Source organism: Povalibacter sp. (assembly GCF_036520495.1).
In the GTDB taxonomy this organism is placed as follows: domain Bacteria; phylum Pseudomonadota; class Gammaproteobacteria; order Steroidobacterales; family Steroidobacteraceae; genus Steroidobacter.
The window spans coordinates 25616-44682 of sequence record NZ_DATDJO010000035.1; the positions used below are offsets into that span (position 1 = coordinate 25616).

At 61.4% G+C, this 19067-nt stretch carries 18 protein-coding genes and 1 riboswitch; of the genes, 5 read left to right on the forward strand and 13 right to left on the reverse strand.

The window, feature by feature from the left end; all coding sequences use genetic code 11:
• Positions 1-7: 7 nt before the first annotated feature.
• The 6 genes from VIZ63_RS12745 to VIZ63_RS12770 all read right to left on the reverse strand — a co-directional run bounded on the left by VIZ63_RS12745 (position 8) and on the right by VIZ63_RS12770 (position 5507).
• Positions 8-286, reverse strand: coding sequence for an Ig-like domain-containing protein (locus tag VIZ63_RS12745; protein ID WP_331610026.1), 279 nt, complete (start codon positions 284-286; stop codon positions 8-10).
• Positions 287-459: 173 nt separating this feature from the next.
• Positions 460-2637, reverse strand: coding sequence for a type IV pilus secretin PilQ (pilQ, locus tag VIZ63_RS12750; protein ID WP_331610027.1), 2178 nt, complete (start codon positions 2635-2637; stop codon positions 460-462).
• Between the two features lie 20 nt (positions 2638-2657).
• Positions 2658-3164, reverse strand: coding sequence for a pilus assembly protein PilP (locus VIZ63_RS12755; protein WP_331610028.1), 507 nt, complete (start codon positions 3162-3164; stop codon positions 2658-2660).
• 27 nt (positions 3165-3191) lie between these two features.
• Positions 3192-3854: a type 4a pilus biogenesis protein PilO gene (locus tag VIZ63_RS12760; protein WP_331610030.1), complete on the reverse strand. Its 663-nt coding sequence runs from the start codon at positions 3852-3854 to the stop codon at positions 3192-3194.
• On the reverse strand, positions 3854-4444 hold the full coding sequence (locus tag VIZ63_RS12765) for a PilN domain-containing protein (RefSeq protein WP_331610031.1): 591 nt from the start codon (positions 4442-4444) through the stop codon (positions 3854-3856). The genes VIZ63_RS12760 and VIZ63_RS12765 overlap by 1 nt, the downstream gene beginning before the upstream one ends.
• Before the next feature lies 1 nt (position 4445).
• Positions 4446-5507 carry a pilus assembly protein PilM gene (locus VIZ63_RS12770; protein ID WP_349261185.1) on the reverse strand — a complete coding sequence of 354 codons (1062 nt, stop codon included), beginning with the start codon at positions 5505-5507 and terminating at the stop codon, positions 4446-4448.
• A gap of 311 nt (positions 5508-5818) precedes the next feature.
• A riboswitch (cyclic di-GMP riboswitch) is annotated at positions 5819-5923 on the reverse strand.
• Between the two features lie 58 nt (positions 5924-5981).
• Between VIZ63_RS12770 and VIZ63_RS12775 the strand changes: the two genes are divergently transcribed.
• Positions 5982-8456 (forward strand): penicillin-binding protein 1A, encoded by a 2475-nt coding sequence (locus VIZ63_RS12775; RefSeq protein ID WP_331610033.1) that lies wholly within the window; start codon positions 5982-5984, stop codon positions 8454-8456.
• A gap of 78 nt (positions 8457-8534) precedes the next feature.
• The gene (locus tag VIZ63_RS12780) at positions 8535-9173 is read left to right on the forward strand and encodes a hypothetical protein (protein WP_331610034.1); all 639 of its coding nucleotides are present in this window, start codon (positions 8535-8537) and stop codon (positions 9171-9173) included.
• Between the two features lie 116 nt (positions 9174-9289).
• Here the strand turns inward: VIZ63_RS12780 and VIZ63_RS12785 are convergent, their stop codons facing one another.
• From VIZ63_RS12785 to VIZ63_RS12815, 7 genes are all read right to left on the reverse strand, one after another.
• Positions 9290-10585 carry a citrate synthase gene (locus VIZ63_RS12785; RefSeq protein ID WP_331610035.1) on the reverse strand — a complete coding sequence of 432 codons (1296 nt, stop codon included), beginning with the start codon at positions 10583-10585 and terminating at the stop codon, positions 9290-9292.
• A 148-nt stretch (positions 10586-10733) separates the two neighbouring features.
• Positions 10734-12209 (reverse strand): M48 family metalloprotease, encoded by a 1476-nt coding sequence (locus VIZ63_RS12790; RefSeq protein ID WP_331610036.1) that lies wholly within the window; start codon positions 12207-12209, stop codon positions 10734-10736.
• 198 nt (positions 12210-12407) lie between these two features.
• Positions 12408-12611: a 50S ribosomal protein L31 gene (gene rpmE / locus VIZ63_RS12795; RefSeq protein ID WP_331610037.1), complete on the reverse strand. Its 204-nt coding sequence runs from the start codon at positions 12609-12611 to the stop codon at positions 12408-12410.
• 467 nt (positions 12612-13078) lie between these two features.
• A complete protein-coding gene (gene hemW / locus VIZ63_RS12800; protein WP_331610038.1) occupies positions 13079-14224 on the reverse strand; it encodes a radical SAM family heme chaperone HemW in 1146 nt (381 codons plus the stop codon).
• Positions 14225-14239: 15 nt separating this feature from the next.
• Positions 14240-14830 (reverse strand): RdgB/HAM1 family non-canonical purine NTP pyrophosphatase, encoded by a 591-nt coding sequence (rdgB, locus tag VIZ63_RS12805; RefSeq protein WP_331610039.1) that lies wholly within the window; start codon positions 14828-14830, stop codon positions 14240-14242.
• A gap of 115 nt (positions 14831-14945) precedes the next feature.
• Complete coding sequence (rph, locus tag VIZ63_RS12810) at positions 14946-15671, reverse strand: ribonuclease PH (RefSeq protein WP_331610040.1); 726 nt, start codon at positions 15669-15671, stop codon at positions 14946-14948.
• Between the two features lie 101 nt (positions 15672-15772).
• Positions 15773-16519 (reverse strand): PP2C family serine/threonine-protein phosphatase, encoded by a 747-nt coding sequence (locus VIZ63_RS12815; RefSeq protein ID WP_331610041.1) that lies wholly within the window; start codon positions 16517-16519, stop codon positions 15773-15775.
• A gap of 130 nt (positions 16520-16649) precedes the next feature.
• Between VIZ63_RS12815 and VIZ63_RS12820 the strand changes: the two genes are divergently transcribed.
• From VIZ63_RS12820 to VIZ63_RS12830, 3 genes are all read left to right on the forward strand, one after another.
• Complete coding sequence (locus VIZ63_RS12820; protein ID WP_331610042.1) at positions 16650-17516, forward strand: YicC/YloC family endoribonuclease; 867 nt, start codon at positions 16650-16652, stop codon at positions 17514-17516.
• A 52-nt stretch (positions 17517-17568) separates the two neighbouring features.
• Positions 17569-18189: a guanylate kinase gene (gmk, locus tag VIZ63_RS12825; protein WP_331610043.1), complete on the forward strand. Its 621-nt coding sequence runs from the start codon at positions 17569-17571 to the stop codon at positions 18187-18189.
• 131 nt (positions 18190-18320) lie between these two features.
• Entirely contained in the window at positions 18321-19064 is a 744-nt protein-coding gene (locus VIZ63_RS12830; RefSeq protein ID WP_331610044.1) for an SIMPL domain-containing protein, read from the forward strand.
• Positions 19065-19067 lie beyond the last annotated feature (3 nt).

Consider the following 19067-nt stretch of genomic DNA (forward strand, 5'->3'; position numbering starts at 1 on the left):
ACCCTGCTTACTGAACGGTGACGTTCACGGAATGGGTCAATCCGTTCTTGGTCGTCGTCCCCGTGACAGTGATGACTCGCGAAGTCGCGTCGCCCGCAGTCGTCAACATGACGCTCGCTTCCCCGAACTCGTTCGTGATGGCGGGCGAACCCGCGATTCCGCCGGACGTTGCGGAGAAATCCACTGACACGTCAGCCAGCAGACGGTTGCTCGCATCGCGTGCAATCGCAGTAACTATGGCCTGCGCGGAACCATCGGCCGGAATGCTGGGAACGTCCGCAGTCACGACTAGCGACGAGGCAGTCCGACTACCAGGTGCCGGAGGACCCGGTGGTGGCCTGCCGCCGCTGCCGCCACAGGCGCCGAGCAACAGAAGAGCCGTCGCTACGGATAAAAATCGAATTCCCATGTGAGTTTCCACTCTCGCTTGGATATCGGTAGATGATCGTTAACGCAGGATCAGTAAAGGTTCGACCCTTCGCGCAGAATGCGTGGCGTCACAAAGATCAGCAGCTCCTTCTTGTTGTCCGTCTTGGTCGTCGACTTGAACAGGTAACCCAAACCCGGGATATCCCCCAGGAAAGGCACCTTGCTCTCCGCATCGCGGCGCTCGGTCTCGAGGATGCCGCCCAGAACCACGGTCTGACCATCGTTCACCAGCACCTGGGTCGTGATCTCCCGGGTATCGATACTCGGGACGAACCCGCCCGTGGCGCTCGGCACCACCTGGCCCACGCTGTCCTTCGAAACCACCAGATCCAGAATCACGCGATTGTCAGGCGTGATCTGCGGCGTGACCTTGAGGCTCAACACGGCCTTCTTGAAGGAGGTGGTCGTCGCGCCGCTGGAGGAGGATTCCTGATAGGGAACTTCCACACCCTGCTCGATGGATGCCTCGCGCTGGTTCGCTGTCACGAGCGTCGGCTGTGACACGATCTCGCCACGACCTTCGGCCTGTGCAGCCGAGAGCTCCAGATCGACGATGAAGTCGGAATCCAGGAAGGTCAGGGCGAGCGCGCCGGCCGGATTGGCCACCGGCAGATTGACCATGTAACGATCGATTGCTTCGCCAATCTCCAGCCCGCCGCGCGGATCATTGGCGCCGGGGAAGAGCACCACATCGTCGCCTGCATCGAGGCCACGGTTGCTCAGAAATCCCTGACCATCGGAACCCCCGACATTCGTCGTCGTTGCATTGACACCGAAGCGCACGCCCAGCTCACGACTGAACTCGTCGTTGACGATCACGATGCGCGATTCGATACGAACCTGACGCACCGGAATGTCCAGCGTCGCGACCAGGCGGCGGATGTCTGCAAGCCGGTCCGACGTGTCCTGCAACAGCAGGGTGTTGGTGCGTTCGTCGATCGCGACGCTGCCGCGCGCGGACAGGAGTGAGTTGTTGTTACCTGACTTGATGAGCGAGGCGAGATCGCCCGCCTTGGCGTAATTGACCTGCAGGAACTCACTGCGCAGAGGCGCCAGTTCCTGAACTTCCTTCCGGGCAGCCAGCAGCTGCTTCTCGCGTGCTGCAATCTCGTCGGCGGGGCCAATGAGCATCACATTGCCTTCCTTGCGCAGGTCGAGGCCCTTGTTGCGCATCACCACGTCCAGGGCCTGATCCCACGGAACGTTCTGCAGGCGCAGCGTGACGTTGCCGCCCACCGTGTCCGCGATGACCATGTTCTGTCCGCTCGTGTCGGCCAGGAGCTGCAGCACGGCGCGGGTTTCGATGTCCTGGAAATTGAGAGTCAGTCGCTCGCCCGTGTATTCCTTCTTTTCCTGCAACTCCGGCGGCAGCTTGACGATCGGCTTGATCTCGATCGTGTAGATGTTGTCGGACTGATAGGCAAGCTGCTCATAGTCGCCTGTCGCGGCGATCACCAGGCGGGCACCATCGGCGACGCGCATGGCATCGACTGAATTTACCGGCGTGGCAAAGTCCACCACGTCCAGGCGCTGCATCAGTGATTCGGGCAGCGTGGTCTTGGCGAAGTTGACGACGATGCGACCACCTTCCTGACGCAGATCCGCAGGAACCCTGGCATCGGTGAGCTCGACGATGACGCGTCCCGAACCGTCACTGCCACGACGGAAGTCGATGTTGTTGACTGAACGCACGCCGGAGACCGGCGCAGCCGACACTCGGGCCGACGATGCGGCGACGGCACCGGAATCCGCACTGACTGCGCCGCCACGTCCTGCACCGAGGGTCACGACGATGGTATTGCCCTGTACCCGGGTCTCGTAAGGCACCAGGCTGTCGACGTTCAGCACGACGCGCGTGCGACCGTTGGCCTCGGCGACATTGACGGTGTCCAGCGCGCCTTGCTTCACGTCGACGCGACGCGACGTCATGGCGACGGAGGTGTCGGGCAGATCCAGCGCGATGCGCGCAGGATTGTCGACAGTGAATGTGAGTGGTTGCGGCGCGGTGTCGCTGAGACGCAGCGTCAACTCGATCTTGTTGCCGGCGGTGACGCTGGCCCGGATGTCCTCCAGGCGATTCGCGCCCTGCGCGACTGCCGTGTGCGCAGCGACGAGCCCCAGGAACACGCATGCAAGCCGCCGCAATACTGCCGTGGCGATGCCAGCGCTCGGCAGAAACGCAGTCCGGATCGAAATTGACGACGACATTATTGGTTTCTCCCTGAGACTCATTCGGTAAGCGCCAGAGCAGCCGGCCGCTCGATGTACCCGCCGACGCCGTCGGGCACGATTTCAATGACAGAGATCCGGGTGGGCGTGATGCTGACGACGCGACCGTCGTTCTGGCCCATGTAGCTGCCCGGCAGCACGCGATGGACCAGACCGTCCTTGCCCTGCACGAGGCCGTAGTTCTTGCCCTGTTGAGCCAGCGTGCCGACCATCTTCATGCTGTCGATGGGGAACTGCTCGAGGAACTCGCGCGGGCGCTTGGAATCCGGACGCAGCGCATTGGCCATATCGCTGCCCGCCGGCGCGCTTTGTACGAACGGCGAGCGCAGGCTGCTGGCGTTGTACGCATAGGTTTCGTACGGCTTGATCTCGGGCAGCGGCTCGATACGTTCGCCCGGCCGGCTCTTGATCTCGGCGACTTTCTGCTGCAACTCATCCATGTCGCCTGAGCATCCGCCCAGACAAAACAGGACCAGTGCGGCCACAGGTAGCTTGCTCTGCATCATGTGATACGACGCCTGTATACCTTCGGTCTACTTCTTTGCGGGCGGACGCTTCTTGGTCCCTGGCTTGGCGGCGGGCGCGGCTGCTGCCTGCTCTTCGTCGTCGAGGTAGCGATAGGTCTTCGCCACCACATCCAGCTGGAGCTGATCGACGCCCCCGGTCTTCGCCAATGGCGCTATCTCGACGTTGTGCAGCGTTACGATTCTGGGCAGCGCAGCGATGCCGCTGACGAAAGCGCCTATCGAATGGAAGCTACCCGTCAACCGCATCTTGATCGGTAACTCAGCGTAGAAATCCTTGTTGACCTGGGCACTGGGCTGGAACAGCTTCTGATCCAGGCCTGCCCCCGCGCCTTGCTGCGAGATATCCGTCAGCAGATTCGGTACTTCCGTCTTGTTCGGGAGCTTGCGCAGCATTGCGCCGAACGAACGCTCGATTTCCTGGAGCTGAGCCTTGTAGGCATCCAGGTTCGCGGCCTTGCGCGCCTTTGCCGTGAAGGTATCGAGCAGCTTCGCCTCCTCCGCGCGCGCGGAGTCCAGGTCGGGCTTGTTGGGCTTCCACGCAAGGAAGTACACCATCAAACAGGCGCCGATGAGGAAAATCAGGCCAATGGCGCCCAGCCGGAAAATCGGCGGCCAGCGGCCAACGTCGTTCGGATCCAGATTACGGACATCTTCCAGGAAGTTGCTCATCAGCGGGCTCCCTGCGCGGCGCCCGAAGCGCCATCCGTGCCCGCCTTGAGATTCGGATTTTCCTGCATGGCGTTCAACGTGAAGTCGGCGCCTGCGGTACTGCCGGACTTGGTTTCCAGGATATCCAGCGATGGCTCAGCCAACCATACAGAAGCGTCGATGTTGCGCATGTAGTTGGACACGCGCGAACTCGACTGGGCATTGCCCTTGAGCTGCAGCTTGCGATCGTTCTGCTTGATGGACGTCAGATAGACGCCTTCAGGCAACGTCTTCACGAGCTGGTCGAAAAGGTGAACCACTTCGGCGCGACTGCGCTCCAGCTGCTCGATGACCTGCATACGCGCGACCAGGCGTTGCTTTTCCTGATCGAGTTCGAGGATTTCGGCGATCTGCTTGTCGAGCTTCGCAGTCTCATCCTTCAGGTACTGATTACGCTCGTTCTGATGACTGATGGCCGAACTCATCTGCAGATTGACCGCGAATGCGATGGCGCCGGCCAGCACCAATGCACCGACCGCACCGACCGCGAATTCCTGGCGCGTTTGCTTGCGCTCGGCCTCACGCCATGGGATCAGATTGATTCTTGGCATATCAGTCGAAACTCCGTAACGCCAGACCGCAAGCGGTCAACAACGCAGTCGCATCCTTCTTCACCGACTGGGCCTTCGCCTTCTGACTGACCTTCATCTGCCCCAGCGGATCGCCACGCAGCGCTTCGATACCCACGCGGCTCTGAATCATTTCGGCAGCGCCCGGAATGTTGGCGCAGCCGCCGCAGATCAGAATCTGCTCGGGCTGTTCGCGACCGGCGCCGGAGGCGAGGAAGAACTGCAACGAGCGACTGACCTGCTGACACATGTCGTCGATGAACGGACCGAGCACTTCGGTTTCGTAGTTGCCGGGCAGTCCGCCTTCTTTCTTGGCGCGACCCGCCTCTTCCATGCTCAGGCCGTAGGTGCGCATCACTTCTTCGGTGAGTTGCTGGCCGCCGAAGGCAAAGTCGCGCGTGTAAATCACTTTGAGATCGCGCAGCACGCTGAACGTGGTGCTGCTCGCGCCGAAGTCGACGACGGCCAGCACACGACCGAGGCCACCATCGGGCATCTGATGCGTCAGCAAGCGGCAGGCATTCTCCAGCGCGAAGGCTTCGACATCGACGATGCGCGCCGTCAGTCCCGCGGCAGCACAGGCAGCCACGCGCTGCTCGACGTTCTCGGTGCGAGTGGCGACGAGCAGGACATCGAGCATCTCAGGATCTTTTTCGGAAGGGCCGATGACTTCGTAATCGAAGCTCACTTCTTCCATGGGGAACGGGATGTACTGGTCGGCCTGCATTTCGACCTGGCCTTCCAATTCGTTCTCGTTCAACGTGCGCGGCATCTGGATCACTTTCGTGATAGCCGCGTCACCGCTGATGGCGACTGCCGCCTCCTTGGCGCGCGCACCGGAACGCTTCACGGCGCGCTTGATTGCATCGCCGACAGCATTGGCGTCGACGATCGCTTTCTCATTGATGGAATTCGGCGGTGTCGGCTCGGCAGCGTACGACTCCACGCGATATTGCCCGCCGCTCATGCTGATCTCGATCAGCTTGACGGAGGACGTGGTGATATCCAGTCCTAGCACCGGTCGGGATTTGGCTGAAAAAAGCACTCTATTTCCCTTTTTTCATCAGATACTTAGGGGATAATCTGAGATTGGGCACTCAACACGAGTCGCAAATATATAAGCCGCGAGTTAAGTTGAATGTGAGGAGTCTCACGAAATACCATCGAGGCGATTCGGAACTCCTGCGCCCAGCGTCAGTCCAGCTCAGCCCTTGTTGAGTCAATTATTTGGCTGTGGCGAGAACGCAAGCGACGGCGTCACGGACCTGGAGCGTGTGGGCAGCGATACGCCCGGTGATCTGCTGCCTAGGGCCAGTTTAGGACAGGGCAGCACTTCCTGGATGCCCGTATCATTCCGCCGGCGACCCCGCTGTCCTGAACTCATCCTCCTCATCAGGAGGTTCTACCCGTAGACCGGAAGCTTTGAGTCCTCACCTTTCGATGAGCTTGCCCACTTAATTCGCGGGTACTATTGCATATTGGTATTTTTTAAAGCAAGGACTTAGGTTCATTTGTTGTGATGCGACATTATCTTCCTGCCTGGCTTCGTTTCGGACTGGCGACCCTCATTCTGATCGGCACCGCCCTCGTTCTCGGCTTTTGCGGCGCCTACCTGTATCTCGAACCGGCCTTGCCGGATGTCGCGGCCATTCGGGACATCCGGCTGCAGGTGCCGCTGCGCGTGTACAGCCGCGACGGCAAGCTGATCGCTCAGTTCGGTGAGCAGCGGCGTATCCCTCTGTCGTTCGATGCGCTGCCGAAGCAACTGGTCAACGCCGTGCTCGCGGCGGAAGACGATCGCTTCTTTCAGCACAGCGGTGTCGACTATCCCGGTCTGACGCGGGCCGTCGTCCGGCATCTGATGTCCGGCGAGAAAGGTGAAGGCGGCAGCACCATTACCATGCAACTCACGCGCGGCATTTTCCTGAGCTCCGAAAAAAGTTACCGCCGCAAACTGCAGGAGATCTTCCTGACGCTGCGAATCGAGCAGCAGTTCAGCAAGCAGGAAATTCTTGCGCTGTACATGAACAAGATGTTCCTCGGCCAGCGCGCCTATGGCGTGGGCGCGGCATCCGAGGTGTATTTCGGCAAGACCGTCGATCAACTGACCCTGCCGGAAATCGCGCTGATTGCAGGAACATTCCGCCTTCCTTCCCGCGACAACCCTGTTGCGAATCCGGAGCTGGCGAAACATCGTCGCAGCTACGTGCTGCGCCGGATGCGTGAGAAGAATTACATTTCCGCCGACGAGCAGACGGCTGCGAACAACTCACCGGTCGAGTCGCGACTGCATGGACCCGCCGTCGAGGTTGAAGCGCCGTACATCGCAGAGATGGTTCGCGCCGATCTGTACAACCGTCTCGGGACCGATGCCTACACGGCGGGATACGAGGTCATCTCCACGATCGACAGCCGACTGCAGGTATCAGCGGTGCGAGCCGTGCGTGCAGCACTCATCGAATACGATTCACGACACGGCTATCGCGGACCCGTGGGCCGCGTCACCGTGCCTGCGCAATCAGTGGAGTCTGACTGGTCGCGATTGCTCGATGACTATCCGTTGCGCGGCGGACTCGAACCGGCGCTCATTCGCACCGTTGAAGATCGCAGCGCCGTCGCGTGGTCGAAGGTCCACGGACGCATCAATCTACCCTGGACGGGCTTGAGCTGGGCGCGCGCTCCGCGAGCTGACGGCAGCGTCGGACCGCCACTGCAGCGGGCGGCTGACATCCTGTCCGTCGGCGATGTCATCTACGTGGCGCAGGAACGCTCCGGCACCTGGCGCATGGTTCAGGTGCCCGAAGCGCAGGGCGCGTTTGTCGCGATGGATCCGCAGGACGGCGCGGTGACCGCGCTGGTCGGCGGCTTCGATTATTTCTCGAGCAACTTCAATCGTGCCGTCCAGGCGAAGCGCCAGCCCGGTTCGGCATTCAAGCCTTTCCTCTATTCGGCTGCGCTGGATCACGGATTCACACCGGCGACTGTCATCAATGATGCACCCCTGGTGATCGACGATGCGTCTCTGGAAACCGCCTGGCGTCCGCAGAACAATTCGCGCGAGTTCCGCGGTCCCATGCGGCTGCGCGAAGCGCTCGTGCGCTCCCGCAACCTGGTGTCGATCCGCGTGATGCATGCGCTCGGGTCTGCGTACACCACGAAGTACATCGAACGCTTCGGTTTCCCCGAAGCCAGCCTGCCACGCAATCTGACGCTCGCCCTGGGAACGGCCCAGGTGTCGCCGCTCGAAATGACCAGCGCTTACTCCGTCTTCGCGAATGGCGGCTACCAGGTCGGCTCGTATTACATCGATCGGATCATCGGACCCGATGGCGGTACGGCCTTTGAGTCGCAACCTCGCGTGGTCTGCCGTGAGTGCATGGAACAGCCCGTGGATGACGCGGCTGTCACGGCTGTCATGGATGCTCCGGAGGGAGCGCCGCCAGCGCCTACGGTCGACGAGCGCAGCTGGGGTGGCCTCGGCTATCTGCCGGAGAAGCTGATTGCCCCCGTGGCGATTTCCCCCCAGAACGCCTATCTGATGAACGACATGATGGCCGACGTGGTCCGCCGCGGTACCGCAACGCGCGCCATGCAGCTGAAACGCGACGATCTCGCCGGCAAGACCGGCACCACCAATGATCGTCGCGATGCCTGGTTCGGCGGCTTCACGCCGTCACTGGTCGGCACGGCTTGGGTGGGTTTCGACCAGGAACGCTCGCTGGGTCCAGGAGAGGAAGGCAGCCGCACGGCGCTGCCGATGTGGATCTATTTCATGCACGATGCATTGCAAGGTGTGCCGCAGCAACGCCGGACACCTCCGCCTGGACTGGTCACGATGCGCGTCTCGGCCGACACGGGCATGGCGGCCCGCCCCGGAGAACCGAATGCGATCTTCGAGACCTTCATGGCAGGACATCTGCCGCCAGAGTCCGAAGGCGATGGATCCGATGGCGCAGATCCGAACGAACAAAGTAGTGACGATCCGATCTTCTGACGGGTACTCTCACCGCTGAAGCAGACGCGCCCAGGCTGCGAACAAGAAGATTGCTGCTGCCGGCCTGCAGGAGGCGACATGAGCAAACGACTGAACCCCCGCGCCGACCAGTTGCGACAGGCACTGGCGCAGGAGGCGGCGCGCATCATGTCGGAACAGGGTATCGACGATTATCGTCTCGCCAAACGCAAGGCGGCGGAGCGTCTCGGTGCGACCGACATTGCCGTCCTCCCGAAGAACACCGAAATTGAGGCCGCTCTGGCTGCACACCAGCGGTTGTTCGAAGCGGACAAGCATTCCTCCGTGCTCGAGTCCGCACGCCGCACGGCCCTACAGGCGATGCGTCTGCTCAAGAAATTCGAACCTCGCCTGGTCGGTCCCGTACTGAGTGGCACGGCATCGGCGCATTCGGAAGTGAATCTGCATTTATTTGCGGACGGCGCGGAAAGCGTTGCGCTGCATCTCGTGGATCAGGGTATTCCCCATGAGATCGGCGAACGGCGCCTGCGTTACGAACCCGATCGGCTGGTCAGCTATCCCGTCGTGCGTTTCGTGGCGGGTAATCGCAAGATCGACGCCGTGGTGTTTCCAATCGACGGCATTCGCCAATCGCCATCCAGTCCGGTGGACAGCAAGCCGATGCGACGGGCGGATAGCGGGGAATTGCAGGAGCTACTGGCGGCAAAATCGCCAGAACGAGTTGGCTGGCTTTCCTGAAGACGGAGGAAGAAAGAGGCTCACACGGAACTCACGGAGTCGAAAGCCTCTTTTCCAGGCCTCCGTGTTCTTCGTGAACTCCGTGTGAAATTCTTCCCTTTGCCAGCCAGCGCAGATCAGCGCTTGCTCATCTCGACGTAGTCGCGACGCGTCGGACCGGTGTACAGCTGACGCGGACGGCTGATCTTCATCGCCGGATCCGCAATCATCTCCTGCCAGTGCGCCACCCAGCCGACGGTGCGCGCGATGGCGAACATCACGGTGAACATCGACTGCGGGATACCGATTGCGCTGTAGATGATGCCGGAATAGAAATCGACGTTCGGATACAGCTTGCGCTCGACGAAGTACTCGTCCTTGAGCGCGATTTCTTCGAGCTTGAGGGCGAGTTCGAACAGCGGATTGTCGGACTTGCCGAGCTTCGCGAGCACCTTGTGGCACATCGCACGGATGATCGTGGCACGCGGATCGAAGTTCTTGTAGACGCGATGGCCGAAGCCCATCAGGCGGAAGTTGTCGTTCTTGTCCTTTGCCTTCGCGAGGAACTTCGGCACGTTCTCTACCGTACCGATCTGCTCGAGCATCGCGAGCACGGCTTCGTTGGCACCACCGTGTGCAGGGCCCCACAGCGCCGAGATGCCTGACGAGATCGCAGCATAAGGATTCGCACCGGTGCTGCCAGCAAGGCGCACCGTCGAGGTACTGGCATTCTGCTCGTGATCGGCGTGCAGTATGAACAGCAGGTCCAGTGCCTGCGCGGTGACCGGATCGACGTTGTACTGCTCGCACGGCACCGCGAAGAACATGTGCAGCAGGTTCGAGCAGTAATCCAGATCGTTGCGTGGGTACACGAACGGCTGACCCAGCGCGTGCTTGTAGGCGGCCGCCGCGATCGTCGGAATCTTCGCGATGATCCGATGCGCGAAGATCTCGCGATGACGCGGGTTATGGATGTCCATCGAGTCGTGATAGAACGCGGCCATCGACGCGACCACGCCTGACAGCATGGCCATCGGATGCGCGTTGTAGTGGAAGCCGTTGAAGAATCGCAGCAGCGATTCGTTGATCATCGTGTGGTACTGGATCGCGTGCGTGAACTCACCGATCTGATCGTCGGTCGGCAGTTCGCCGTTGATCAGCAGGTAGGCCACTTCCAGGAAATTGCTCTTGCCCGCGAGTTGCTCGATCGGAATGCCCCGATGCAGCAGCACGCCTTCGTCGCCGTCGATGAACGTGATCTTGCTCTCACAGGCCGCAGTGGCCATGAAGCCTGGATCGAACGTGAACAAACCATGTTCTTTGTTGAGATTGGCGACGCTCAGGACACTAGGGCCCAGCGTGCCATCTTTGACTTCGGCAATCGATTTCTTGCCGGTGGACAGGTCGGTCAGCTCAAACTTCTTCTCGGACATTTGCGGATTCCGTCGACGGTCGGGGCGCCGGAGGCGCTGGCATTTTGCAGGTGCAAACGGGACGCGCAGACTTACACGACACCGCCCCTGAATCAAGCCGGGAAGTGGCCTGAAAATCGGGGCACGGCGCACCGCAGATCGCGGGCCGTTACTGAACGATTTTCAGCAATTGCCCGGGCTTTGGTTGCTTGTCGGGGTACAGGTCGTTCAGCAGCCGCAGCTGTTCGACCGGATATTTTTTGATGGGCGAATCCTTGGCCAGATCTTCGATGCGGATGTTTTGATTGACGCGCACCGTGCGGATTTTATAGGGCTCGGCGAGGGCGAATTCATTGTCCTTCAGACGCCTGAATGTCTTGACGGTCGACATGAACAACGCGTCGGCGGATGGCGCTCCGCTGGAGCCGCGGCTCGCACCCGCGAATACATAGGCGAGATTGTTGTAGTAGATGACCGCATAGCGCGCCGGCACCACACCGAAATCCGTGTTCGCTGAACGCACCACCGCGGTGTAGCCCTGCAAACCGTTGACCTCGATCGCCTCGCCCGGCCCCGCATTGGATCGTGCCAACAGACGGGAGAGAAATTCCTTGGGCCCCATGTTCGGCGGGGGCGCCTGCGTCTGCATCTGCAGCACGCTGTCTTTCTTCGGCGCGACGGCCATCAGTCGATTGGCCTGGTTCTCGACGGTCCAGCCGGAAGGGAACGCGACCGTGAATCCCATATTGCCGTGATAGAACCGGTTGCCTTTGAGCACTCCCTGCGCGCGACTCGATCCCACCGGCAATCCCTCGATTGCCCGCAGATACCGCTCGCGGCCCGGATCCACCTTGTCGCCTTCCGCCTTGAGCTTCTCCGCCGCCTTGACGACCTCACGCAGGCGCTGGTCGTTGTCGGGATGCGTAGAGAACACACCGTGATAGATGCGCGGCTGCCGATTCTCTTCACGAGCCCGCGCGACTTCGAACATCTCCTGGTTCTTGAGCAGCCTTACGACATCGATCATGTGCTCCGGCGAAAGTCCGATCGCCTCCAGATACTCTGCACCGAGGCGGTCCGCTTCCAGTTCGTTGTCGCGCCCGTAACCGCGAATGAGAGCGGCGCCGGCATAGTCCGCGAGTCCGGCGATATCGCCACTGCCGGTGAAAATGCCGATCGCTGCGGCGCCGATTCCGGAAAGTGTCGACTGGGTCTGCTGCTTCACCGGATGCCGCGCGGTGATGTGCCCTATTTCGTGCCCGAGCACCGCGACCAGTTCGGCCTCGGAGTTCAGGTAATTCATGATGCCGCGCGTGATGTAGACGAAACCGCCGCCGGTGGTGAACGCGTTGATCTCGTCGCTGTCGAGCACCGTGAAGAAATACTGCAGCTCCGGCCGCTGACCGACTTTCGCCGCGCGCTGCCCCACTTCGTTCACGTACTGCTGCAATCGGAGATCGTCGTACGCACCGCCGAACTGCTGCAGCAGCAGCGGATGAACCTGCTTGGAACGCTTGATCTCCGACTCTTCCGAAGAAAAGACCAGATCGGGCCGGCCGCTGACGGGATTGGTCGCGCACGAACTCAAGCCGATGACACTGATCACCGCGAGCAATGCGACGCGTGCGAGGCAACTGGAAGGCATGACCGCGACCTGCAGGCTGAGAGCGACGCTCGGTTATAAACCGCGGTTCGACACACCTACAAGACGCGTTGATCTCATGCGTCGCGCGATTGCGTCGAACGCACTCAGTTCAGGCAAGGTTCAGACAAACAAAAAGGGCGCCCGAGGCGCCCTTTTTGAATCGTGCCGCGACGAGGACGTCGCGTGCGGCTGTCGCGCTCAGCGCGCAGCGTACTTCTTGCGGAACTTGTCGACGCGACCACCCGTGTCAACGATCTTCTGCTTGCCCGTGTAGAACGGGTGGCAGCTCGAGCAGACTTCGATCTGCAGATCGTGCCCGAGCGTCGACCGCGTCAGGAAGACATTCCCGCAGCTGCAGGTGACGTTGGTCTCTTTGTAGTCGGGATGGATTGCGGCTTTCATGCTCTGTAAGGGCTCTAAATGTGCCCCCTCGAAAAGGGCGCGCAGTGTAACGGCGCGCATGACTGGTCGCAAGGTAAATGGCGCCGTCGGTCCGCATTTCAAGCAATGACCCAATGCGACCCCTGGATCGCAGCTTCGGTTATCCACAAAACCTGTGGATAACTCTGTGGATGATTGCCACGGTCAGGGTCGGCACAGGCAGCGAAAATGGCACATCGTCACATTGGTTAAATTTTAGCCACCCATTTTCGACCTTATTTATCAATGACTTGATGACTTAACATCATCCACTGCGTGTAATTTCGTCATCAAGCTCCCGTCTGTCCTCGACCGATAGGCCGGTGTGCATAACCCCGTTGTCACGGTCTGCACGAACCGCTCCTTGGGACGGGATTTTTGTGCGTCAGTTCACGAACTTGCACGCGTCCCGCACCAACATCGTGCGTCTTCAGGCGTGCGCGGATCGACTACGCGCCGGGCAGGAACATCTCCTGCAGATCGTTCAGGAAGCGAAAACCGAGCTCGGTCGGCTCCCACGCGCCCGGTACCGGCTTCATGAGCCCCCTGGCCTGGGCCGACCGCAATTCGGAATCGATGGCGGCCATGGGCAGGCCGGTCCGCTCCTCGAACTGGCTGATCGCAAACCCGTCGCGCAGCCGCAGCGCATTCAGCATGAATTCGAACGACAGTTCCGAGCCACTGACCGCCCGTCGCTCGGTGACTCGATCGGCTGGCGCGCGACCAAGGTAATCGCGAGGCTGGCGACATCGCACAGTCCGTTCGACACCGGCGTTCGTCAATTTGGCATGGGCGCCGGCGCCGATTCCCAGGTAGTCGCCGAACTGCCAGTAATTGATGTTGTGACGACAGCGCCGTCCCGCGCGGGCGTATGCGGACACCTCGTACTGCTCGTAGCCATGCTGCGCGAGCAGCGCCTGACATTCGAGCTGCATGTCCCACGTCGCATCATGATCCGGCAGCGGCGGCGGACGGTGGTAGAACACGGTGCCGGGCTCCAGGGTCAGCTGGTAGTGCGACAGGTGTGCGGGCTGCAATTCAATCGCCGTCGCCACATCGGCAACCGCCTGTTCGCGACTCTGCTGCGGCAGTCCGTACATCAGGTCCAGATTGAAGTTGTCGAGTCCCGCCTGCCTGAGCTCGTCGACCGCGCGCTGGATGTCGTTGCTGCCGTGAATGCGCCCGAGCGCCTTGAGGTGTTGATCGTTGAATGTCTGGGCGCCCAGTGACACGCGCGTTACACCGGCGTCGCGATAGCCGCGGAAGCGGCCGTGCTCGATCGTGCCGGGATTGGCTTCCAGCGTGACCTCCATGTCGCTCGCACAGGCCATGCGCTGGCCAACGCCTGCGAGGAAGCGTCCGATTTCTTCCGGACTGAACAGGCTGGGCGTACCACCGCCGAAAAAGATCGAGATCAGCGGTCGCGGGGCGGCAGTCGCAAGATCGAGATCCAGATCCTCGAGCAGCGCATCGACATAGTCGCGTTGCGGCACGTTCTCGGGCGCTGCATGCGAGTTGAAGTCGCAGTAGGGACATTTGCGCACGCACCAGGGCAGGTGCACGTACAGGGACAACGGTGGCAATGTCGTGAACACGGTGGCTTCAACCGCTCACGGGTGCAGCTTCAATTCGTTGACGAGCATCGCCAACGCCTTGCCGCGATGGCTGCGGCGATTTTTCTCCTGCGCCGACAGTTCCGCCGCCGTCACGCCCGGCTCGACTTCGAAGATCGGGTCGTAGCCGAACCCGCCGGTACCCCGCGGCGCATCGAGGATGCGCCCTTCCCAGCTCGCCTGGCACACCAGCGGCGATGCGTCGGTGTCCCATCGCATGAACGCAAGCGCACAGCGATAACGCGCCGTACGTCGCTCCGCGGGCACATCGCGCAGTTCACGAAGCATCTTTTCCAGATTCTCCTGATCGCTCGCGTCAATCCCGGCGTAGCGGGCCGAGTAGATGCCGGGCGCACCGCGAAGCGCATCGACTTCGATACCCGAATCATCCGCGATGGCCGGCAATCCGGAAGCACGAGCCGCATGCCGGGCCTTCAGGATCGCGTTCTCGACGAACGACAATCCCGTTTCTTCTGCGGCAACGGACGTGAACTGCGATTGCGGCAGAACTTCGATGCTCAGGGGCGCAAGCAATGCCTGCAGTTCCTGCAGCTTGCCGCGATTGTTGGTAGCGAGGACGAGGCGCATGATGCAAACGGGCTAACTGGCCAACTGGCCAACTGGTCGGCTGGCCAGAACCGAGCAAGCGTCTTCCAAACTGGCCAGTAAGCCAGTTGGCTGGTTGGCCGGTTGGCCGTAAAGATCAGTCCTCATTCAATGCCTCCATCTGCTTCGCCAACAGCTGCCCGATGCCATTCGCCGCCAGATTCAGCAGCGCATCGAGTTCATCGCGACGGAAGGCATGGCCCTCGGCGGTGCCCTGCACTTCGACGAAGCCGCCGCCATTGTTCATGACGACGTTCATGTCCGTCTCGGCGTCAGAGTCTTCCTTGTAGTCGAGATCGATGACGGGCATGCCGGCCCAGATTCCCACCGACACTGCAGCTACCTGCCCATGAATCGGGCTGTCGCGCAGGACGCGCTTGCGGACCAGCTTGTTCACCGCATCGACCAATGCGACATAGCTGCCCGTGATCGCCGCGGTGCGTGTGCCGCCATCGGCCTGCAGTACATCGCAATCCAGCGTGATGGTGCGTTCGCCGAGCGCTTTCAGATCAACCACCGCGCGCAGCGCGCGACCGATGAGCCGCTGGATCTCCAGCGTGCGACCACCCTGCTTGCCTTGCGCGGCCTCGCGCCTCGAACGCGTGTGCGTCGCTCGCGGCAGCATGCCGTATTCGGCAGTGACCCAGCCCCCGCCGCTATTGCGCAGGAACGACGGTACGGTTTCTTCGACGCTGGCGGTGCACAGCACGCGCGTATCGCCAAACTCCACCAGCACCGACCCTTCGGCGTGGCGAGTGAAATTGCGCGTGATCCGGATCGGTCGCAGCTCGTCGGCAGCGCGTCCGCTGGGTCGGTTTTTCATGAACACCTCGAATGAATTGCCGGCGCCGTGCAGCGCGCCAGACAGCAGACGGCCGCGGCAAGTATGAACCGCGAACCGGTCAAATAGGGACGGGGAAGCGGCTAGCCGGCCTGCCAGCGCAGGACCGCGGCCGTCGAATTGTCGCTGAAGGGTGCGGACGCCTGCACCGCGCGTCGACCCAGGGCTTCCAGCCAGGCGCGGAGATTTTCGGGATCACCCTTGAAGAAGGCAGCGATATCCTCATCGCGCAGATTGGCCCAGATGCCATCCGAGCACAGCAGCAGCACATCGCCCGGTCGCAGGATATTACGGCCGCTGATCGACATCTCCGGAACAGCGGGGTCGCCGCCGAGGCAACATTCCACGAAGTTGCGCATCGGATGGGTCGACACCTCGTCCTGAGTGATCTTGCCTTCGCGCAGCAGCAGTTCGACATGGCTGTGATCGCGTGTGCGTGTCTGCACGGCGCCGTTGCGGATCCAGTACACGCGGCTGTCGCCGACGTGCGCCCAGTACGCCGCACCATCCTGCACCAGACAGATGGCAATCGTCGCTCGCGGTCGCGCATCGAGACTCTGTGTGCTGCCGAGCCTCGCGACGTCGTCATGCGCCTTGCTCAATGACAGGTGCAGGAAGCCGAGGGGATCGAACAGCGGCTGCGACGACTGATGAAATGAATCGAGCAGGCTCTTGAGCGCAGTATCTGCGGCACGACTGCCGTCGGAATGCCCGCCCATGCCATCGATGACGACAAGCAGCGCCGCCTTGTCGGTGGCTGCCACTGTTACGCGGTCCTGATTGTCCTCGCGGTCGCCAATCAGGCTGACTTCTGCATGCTCAATCCGCAAGCGCGGGCTCCGGGCCGGTCGGCTGGTTGAAGCTGTTACACTTGGCGCCGCTTTATACACTGGCAACCGCGGGTACGTAAGCCAGCTTTTGCCTTAATTCCCTTCGTATTTCTCAGGAACTCTCCGTTACATGATCCGCAGCATGACAGGCTTTGCCCGGCGCGAGCGGCAGGGTCCGTGGGGCACTCTCGTTTGTGAACTGCGCACGGTGAACCACCGCTATCTCGAAATATCGCTACGTCTGCCCGACGACCTGAAGTCCCTCGACAATGACTTGCGGCAGGCGATCACGGGGGCGCTGCGCCGCGGCAAGGTCGACGCCAACCTGTACCTGAAATCGAGCGGTGGCTCACAGCAATCGCTGGAGATCGACACGGCGCTGCTTGATGAACTGGCTGCGCGCATCAACGAAGTTCGCCAGCGCGTTCCCGACACCGCGCAGCCGAGCCCGCTCGATCTGCTGCGCTGGCCGGGCGTCATTCGCGATGCCAGCATCGACAGCACGCCGGTGCTCGCCGCGGCGCTCGAACTGCTGAAGGAATCCCTTACGGAACTGAACGACACGCGCCTGCGCGAAGGCCAGCGTATTCGCGAACTGCTGCTCAGCCGCTGCATCGCCATGCGCACTCAGGTGCAACAGGTGCGCGCGCGCCTGCCGGAAGTTTCGCTGCGCCTGCGCACCCGTATCTCCGAAAAAATCTCCCAGCTGGGCGTGACGCCGGACCCGGAACGTCTCGAACAGGAACTGGTGCTCTACGCCCACAAGATGGATGTCGATGAAGAAATGGATCGCCTGGCCGGACACCTCGAGGAAGTGACGGGCGTGCTGGATTCGGCCGAGCCTGCTGGCCGTCGCCTGGACTTCCTCATGCAGGAACTGAATCGCGAAGCCAACACACTGTCGTCCAAGTCGCAGGACAGCGAGACCACCCGCGCCGCCGTGGACATGAAGGTCATGATCGAGCAGATGCGCGAGCAGATACAGAATGTCGAGTAAGCGTCCCGCTGCGTTTGGTCGCTAGTGTCGGGTCAGAGCGGACAATCAGAAGATGCAGGGAAAAACAGGCAAATTATTTGTCATTGCGGCGCCGTCTGGCGCCGGCAAGACGTCACTCGTACGCGAAGTGATGCAGCGCATGCCGGAGCTGCGTTTTTCGATTTCCTATACCACGCGCAAGCCGCGGGCTACGGAGCAGCACACGCACGATTACTTCTTCGTCGCGAAGGAGCAGTTCCAGGAGATGATCGACCGCGGTGAATTCCTGGAATACGCTCAGGTCTTCGACAACTTTTACGGCACGTCGAAGCCGCAGGTTCAGCAGATGCTCGATGCCGGTGACGACGTGTTGCTGGAAATCGACTGGCAGGGTGCGCAGCAGATCCGTAGTTCGATGCCGCAGGCCGTGTCCATCTTCATCCTGCCGCCGTCACGGGCCGAGCTGGAACGACGCCTGCGTGACCGCAAGACCGATTCGGACGAGGTCATTGCGCGTCGTTTGCGCGATTCCATCGCCGACATGTCGCACTGGAACGAGTTCGATTACGTGGTCGTTAACGACGAGTTTGCCCAGGCCGTGGCCGATCTGGCGGCGATCCTGTCGGGACGTGGCGAGGCCTTGCGGCGGGACCGATCCGGACTGCAAACGCTGATCCCCGCACTGCTGGGTTAACCGCAACTGATTTTTTTCGAGTCCCCCCGGATACTGCGTCTGGTGTTGAACTTGCGATCGGTAACGACGGACCAAGCTGCAACGGTCCTGCGATTGCGCAGTCCGCTCCAGTAACAGAACAGGAATCCATCATGAAGAAACCCGTGTCCCGTCACCTGCTTCCCGCACTCAGTCTGGTCATCGGCGCCTGCATCGTCTCCGCATCCGCGCTCGCTGCCGAAGCAGAGCGGCCGCGTCTGATCGCCGTCTCGGGCCAGGGCGAGGTGCAGGCCGAGCCGGATCAGGCCATCGTCACGCTGGGCGTCGAATCGCGTAAGCCACGACTGGAAGATGCCCGCACGGAGGTCACCAGGACCGTGGAGGCCGTGCTCAAGCTGACGCGCGATCTGAAGATCGACCAGAAATACGTTCGTGCCACCCGTATCAGCGTGCAGCCCGAGTACAACTGGGACACCAACGCCAAAGAACGCAATCTGATCGGCTACTTCGTCTCGCGGCAGGTCGAAGTCGATCTGCGCGATCTGGACAAGCTTGGCACCCTGCTGGAGAAATCGACCGATCTCGGTGTGAATCAGCTCGGCGATCCGCGTCTGGAATCCAGCAAGCGCCGCGAGCTGGAACGCAGCGCGCTGGCGAAGGCAGTCGACGACGCACGTCTCAATGCCGAGGCGGTGGCGAAAGCCGCCGGCGCGCGACTGGGCGCCGCACGCACGATTTCCGCGAGCTCGGGTTACGTGCCTGTGCCCGTGATGTCGCGCATGAAGTCCATGGCGATGGCGGACTCCGCCGGTGCCGCCGAGAGCTATCAAAGCGGCCAGATGACTTTCAACGGCAACGTGCAGATCGAGTACGACCTGATCGTCAGCGCACAGTAATCG

Bases quoted from the DNA above. Each gene is read 5' to 3' on its own strand.
- pilQ (WP_331610027.1), bottom strand. From the start codon at position 2,637: ATGTCGTCGTCAATTTCGATCCGGACTGCGTTTCTGCCGAGCGCTGGC.
- VIZ63_RS12755 (WP_331610028.1), bottom strand. From the start codon at position 3,164: ATGATGCAGAGCAAGCTACCTGTGGCCGCACTGGTCCTGTTTTGTCTG.
- VIZ63_RS12760 (WP_331610030.1), bottom strand. From the start codon at position 3,854: ATGAGCAACTTCCTGGAAGATGTCCGTAATCTGGATCCGAACGACGTT.
- VIZ63_RS12765 (WP_331610031.1), bottom strand. From the start codon at position 4,444: ATGCCAAGAATCAATCTGATCCCATGGCGTGAGGCCGAGCGCAAGCAA.
- VIZ63_RS12775 (WP_331610033.1), top strand. From the start codon at position 5,982: ATGCGACATTATCTTCCTGCCTGGCTTCGTTTCGGACTGGCGACCCTC.
- VIZ63_RS12780 (WP_331610034.1), top strand. From the start codon at position 8,535: ATGAGCAAACGACTGAACCCCCGCGCCGACCAGTTGCGACAGGCACTG.
- VIZ63_RS12785 (WP_331610035.1), bottom strand. From the start codon at position 10,585: ATGTCCGAGAAGAAGTTTGAGCTGACCGACCTGTCCACCGGCAAGAAA.
- VIZ63_RS12790 (WP_331610036.1), bottom strand. From the start codon at position 12,209: ATGCCTTCCAGTTGCCTCGCACGCGTCGCATTGCTCGCGGTGATCAGT.
- rpmE (WP_331610037.1), bottom strand. From the start codon at position 12,611: ATGAAAGCCGCAATCCATCCCGACTACAAAGAGACCAACGTCACCTGC.
- rdgB (WP_331610039.1), bottom strand. From the start codon at position 14,830: ATGCGCCTCGTCCTCGCTACCAACAATCGCGGCAAGCTGCAGGAACTG.
- rph (WP_331610040.1), bottom strand. From the start codon at position 15,671: ATGAAAAACCGACCCAGCGGACGCGCTGCCGACGAGCTGCGACCGATC.
- VIZ63_RS12820 (WP_331610042.1), top strand. From the start codon at position 16,650: ATGATCCGCAGCATGACAGGCTTTGCCCGGCGCGAGCGGCAGGGTCCG.
- gmk (WP_331610043.1), top strand. From the start codon at position 17,569: ATGCAGGGAAAAACAGGCAAATTATTTGTCATTGCGGCGCCGTCTGGC.
- VIZ63_RS12830 (WP_331610044.1), top strand. From the start codon at position 18,321: ATGAAGAAACCCGTGTCCCGTCACCTGCTTCCCGCACTCAGTCTGGTC.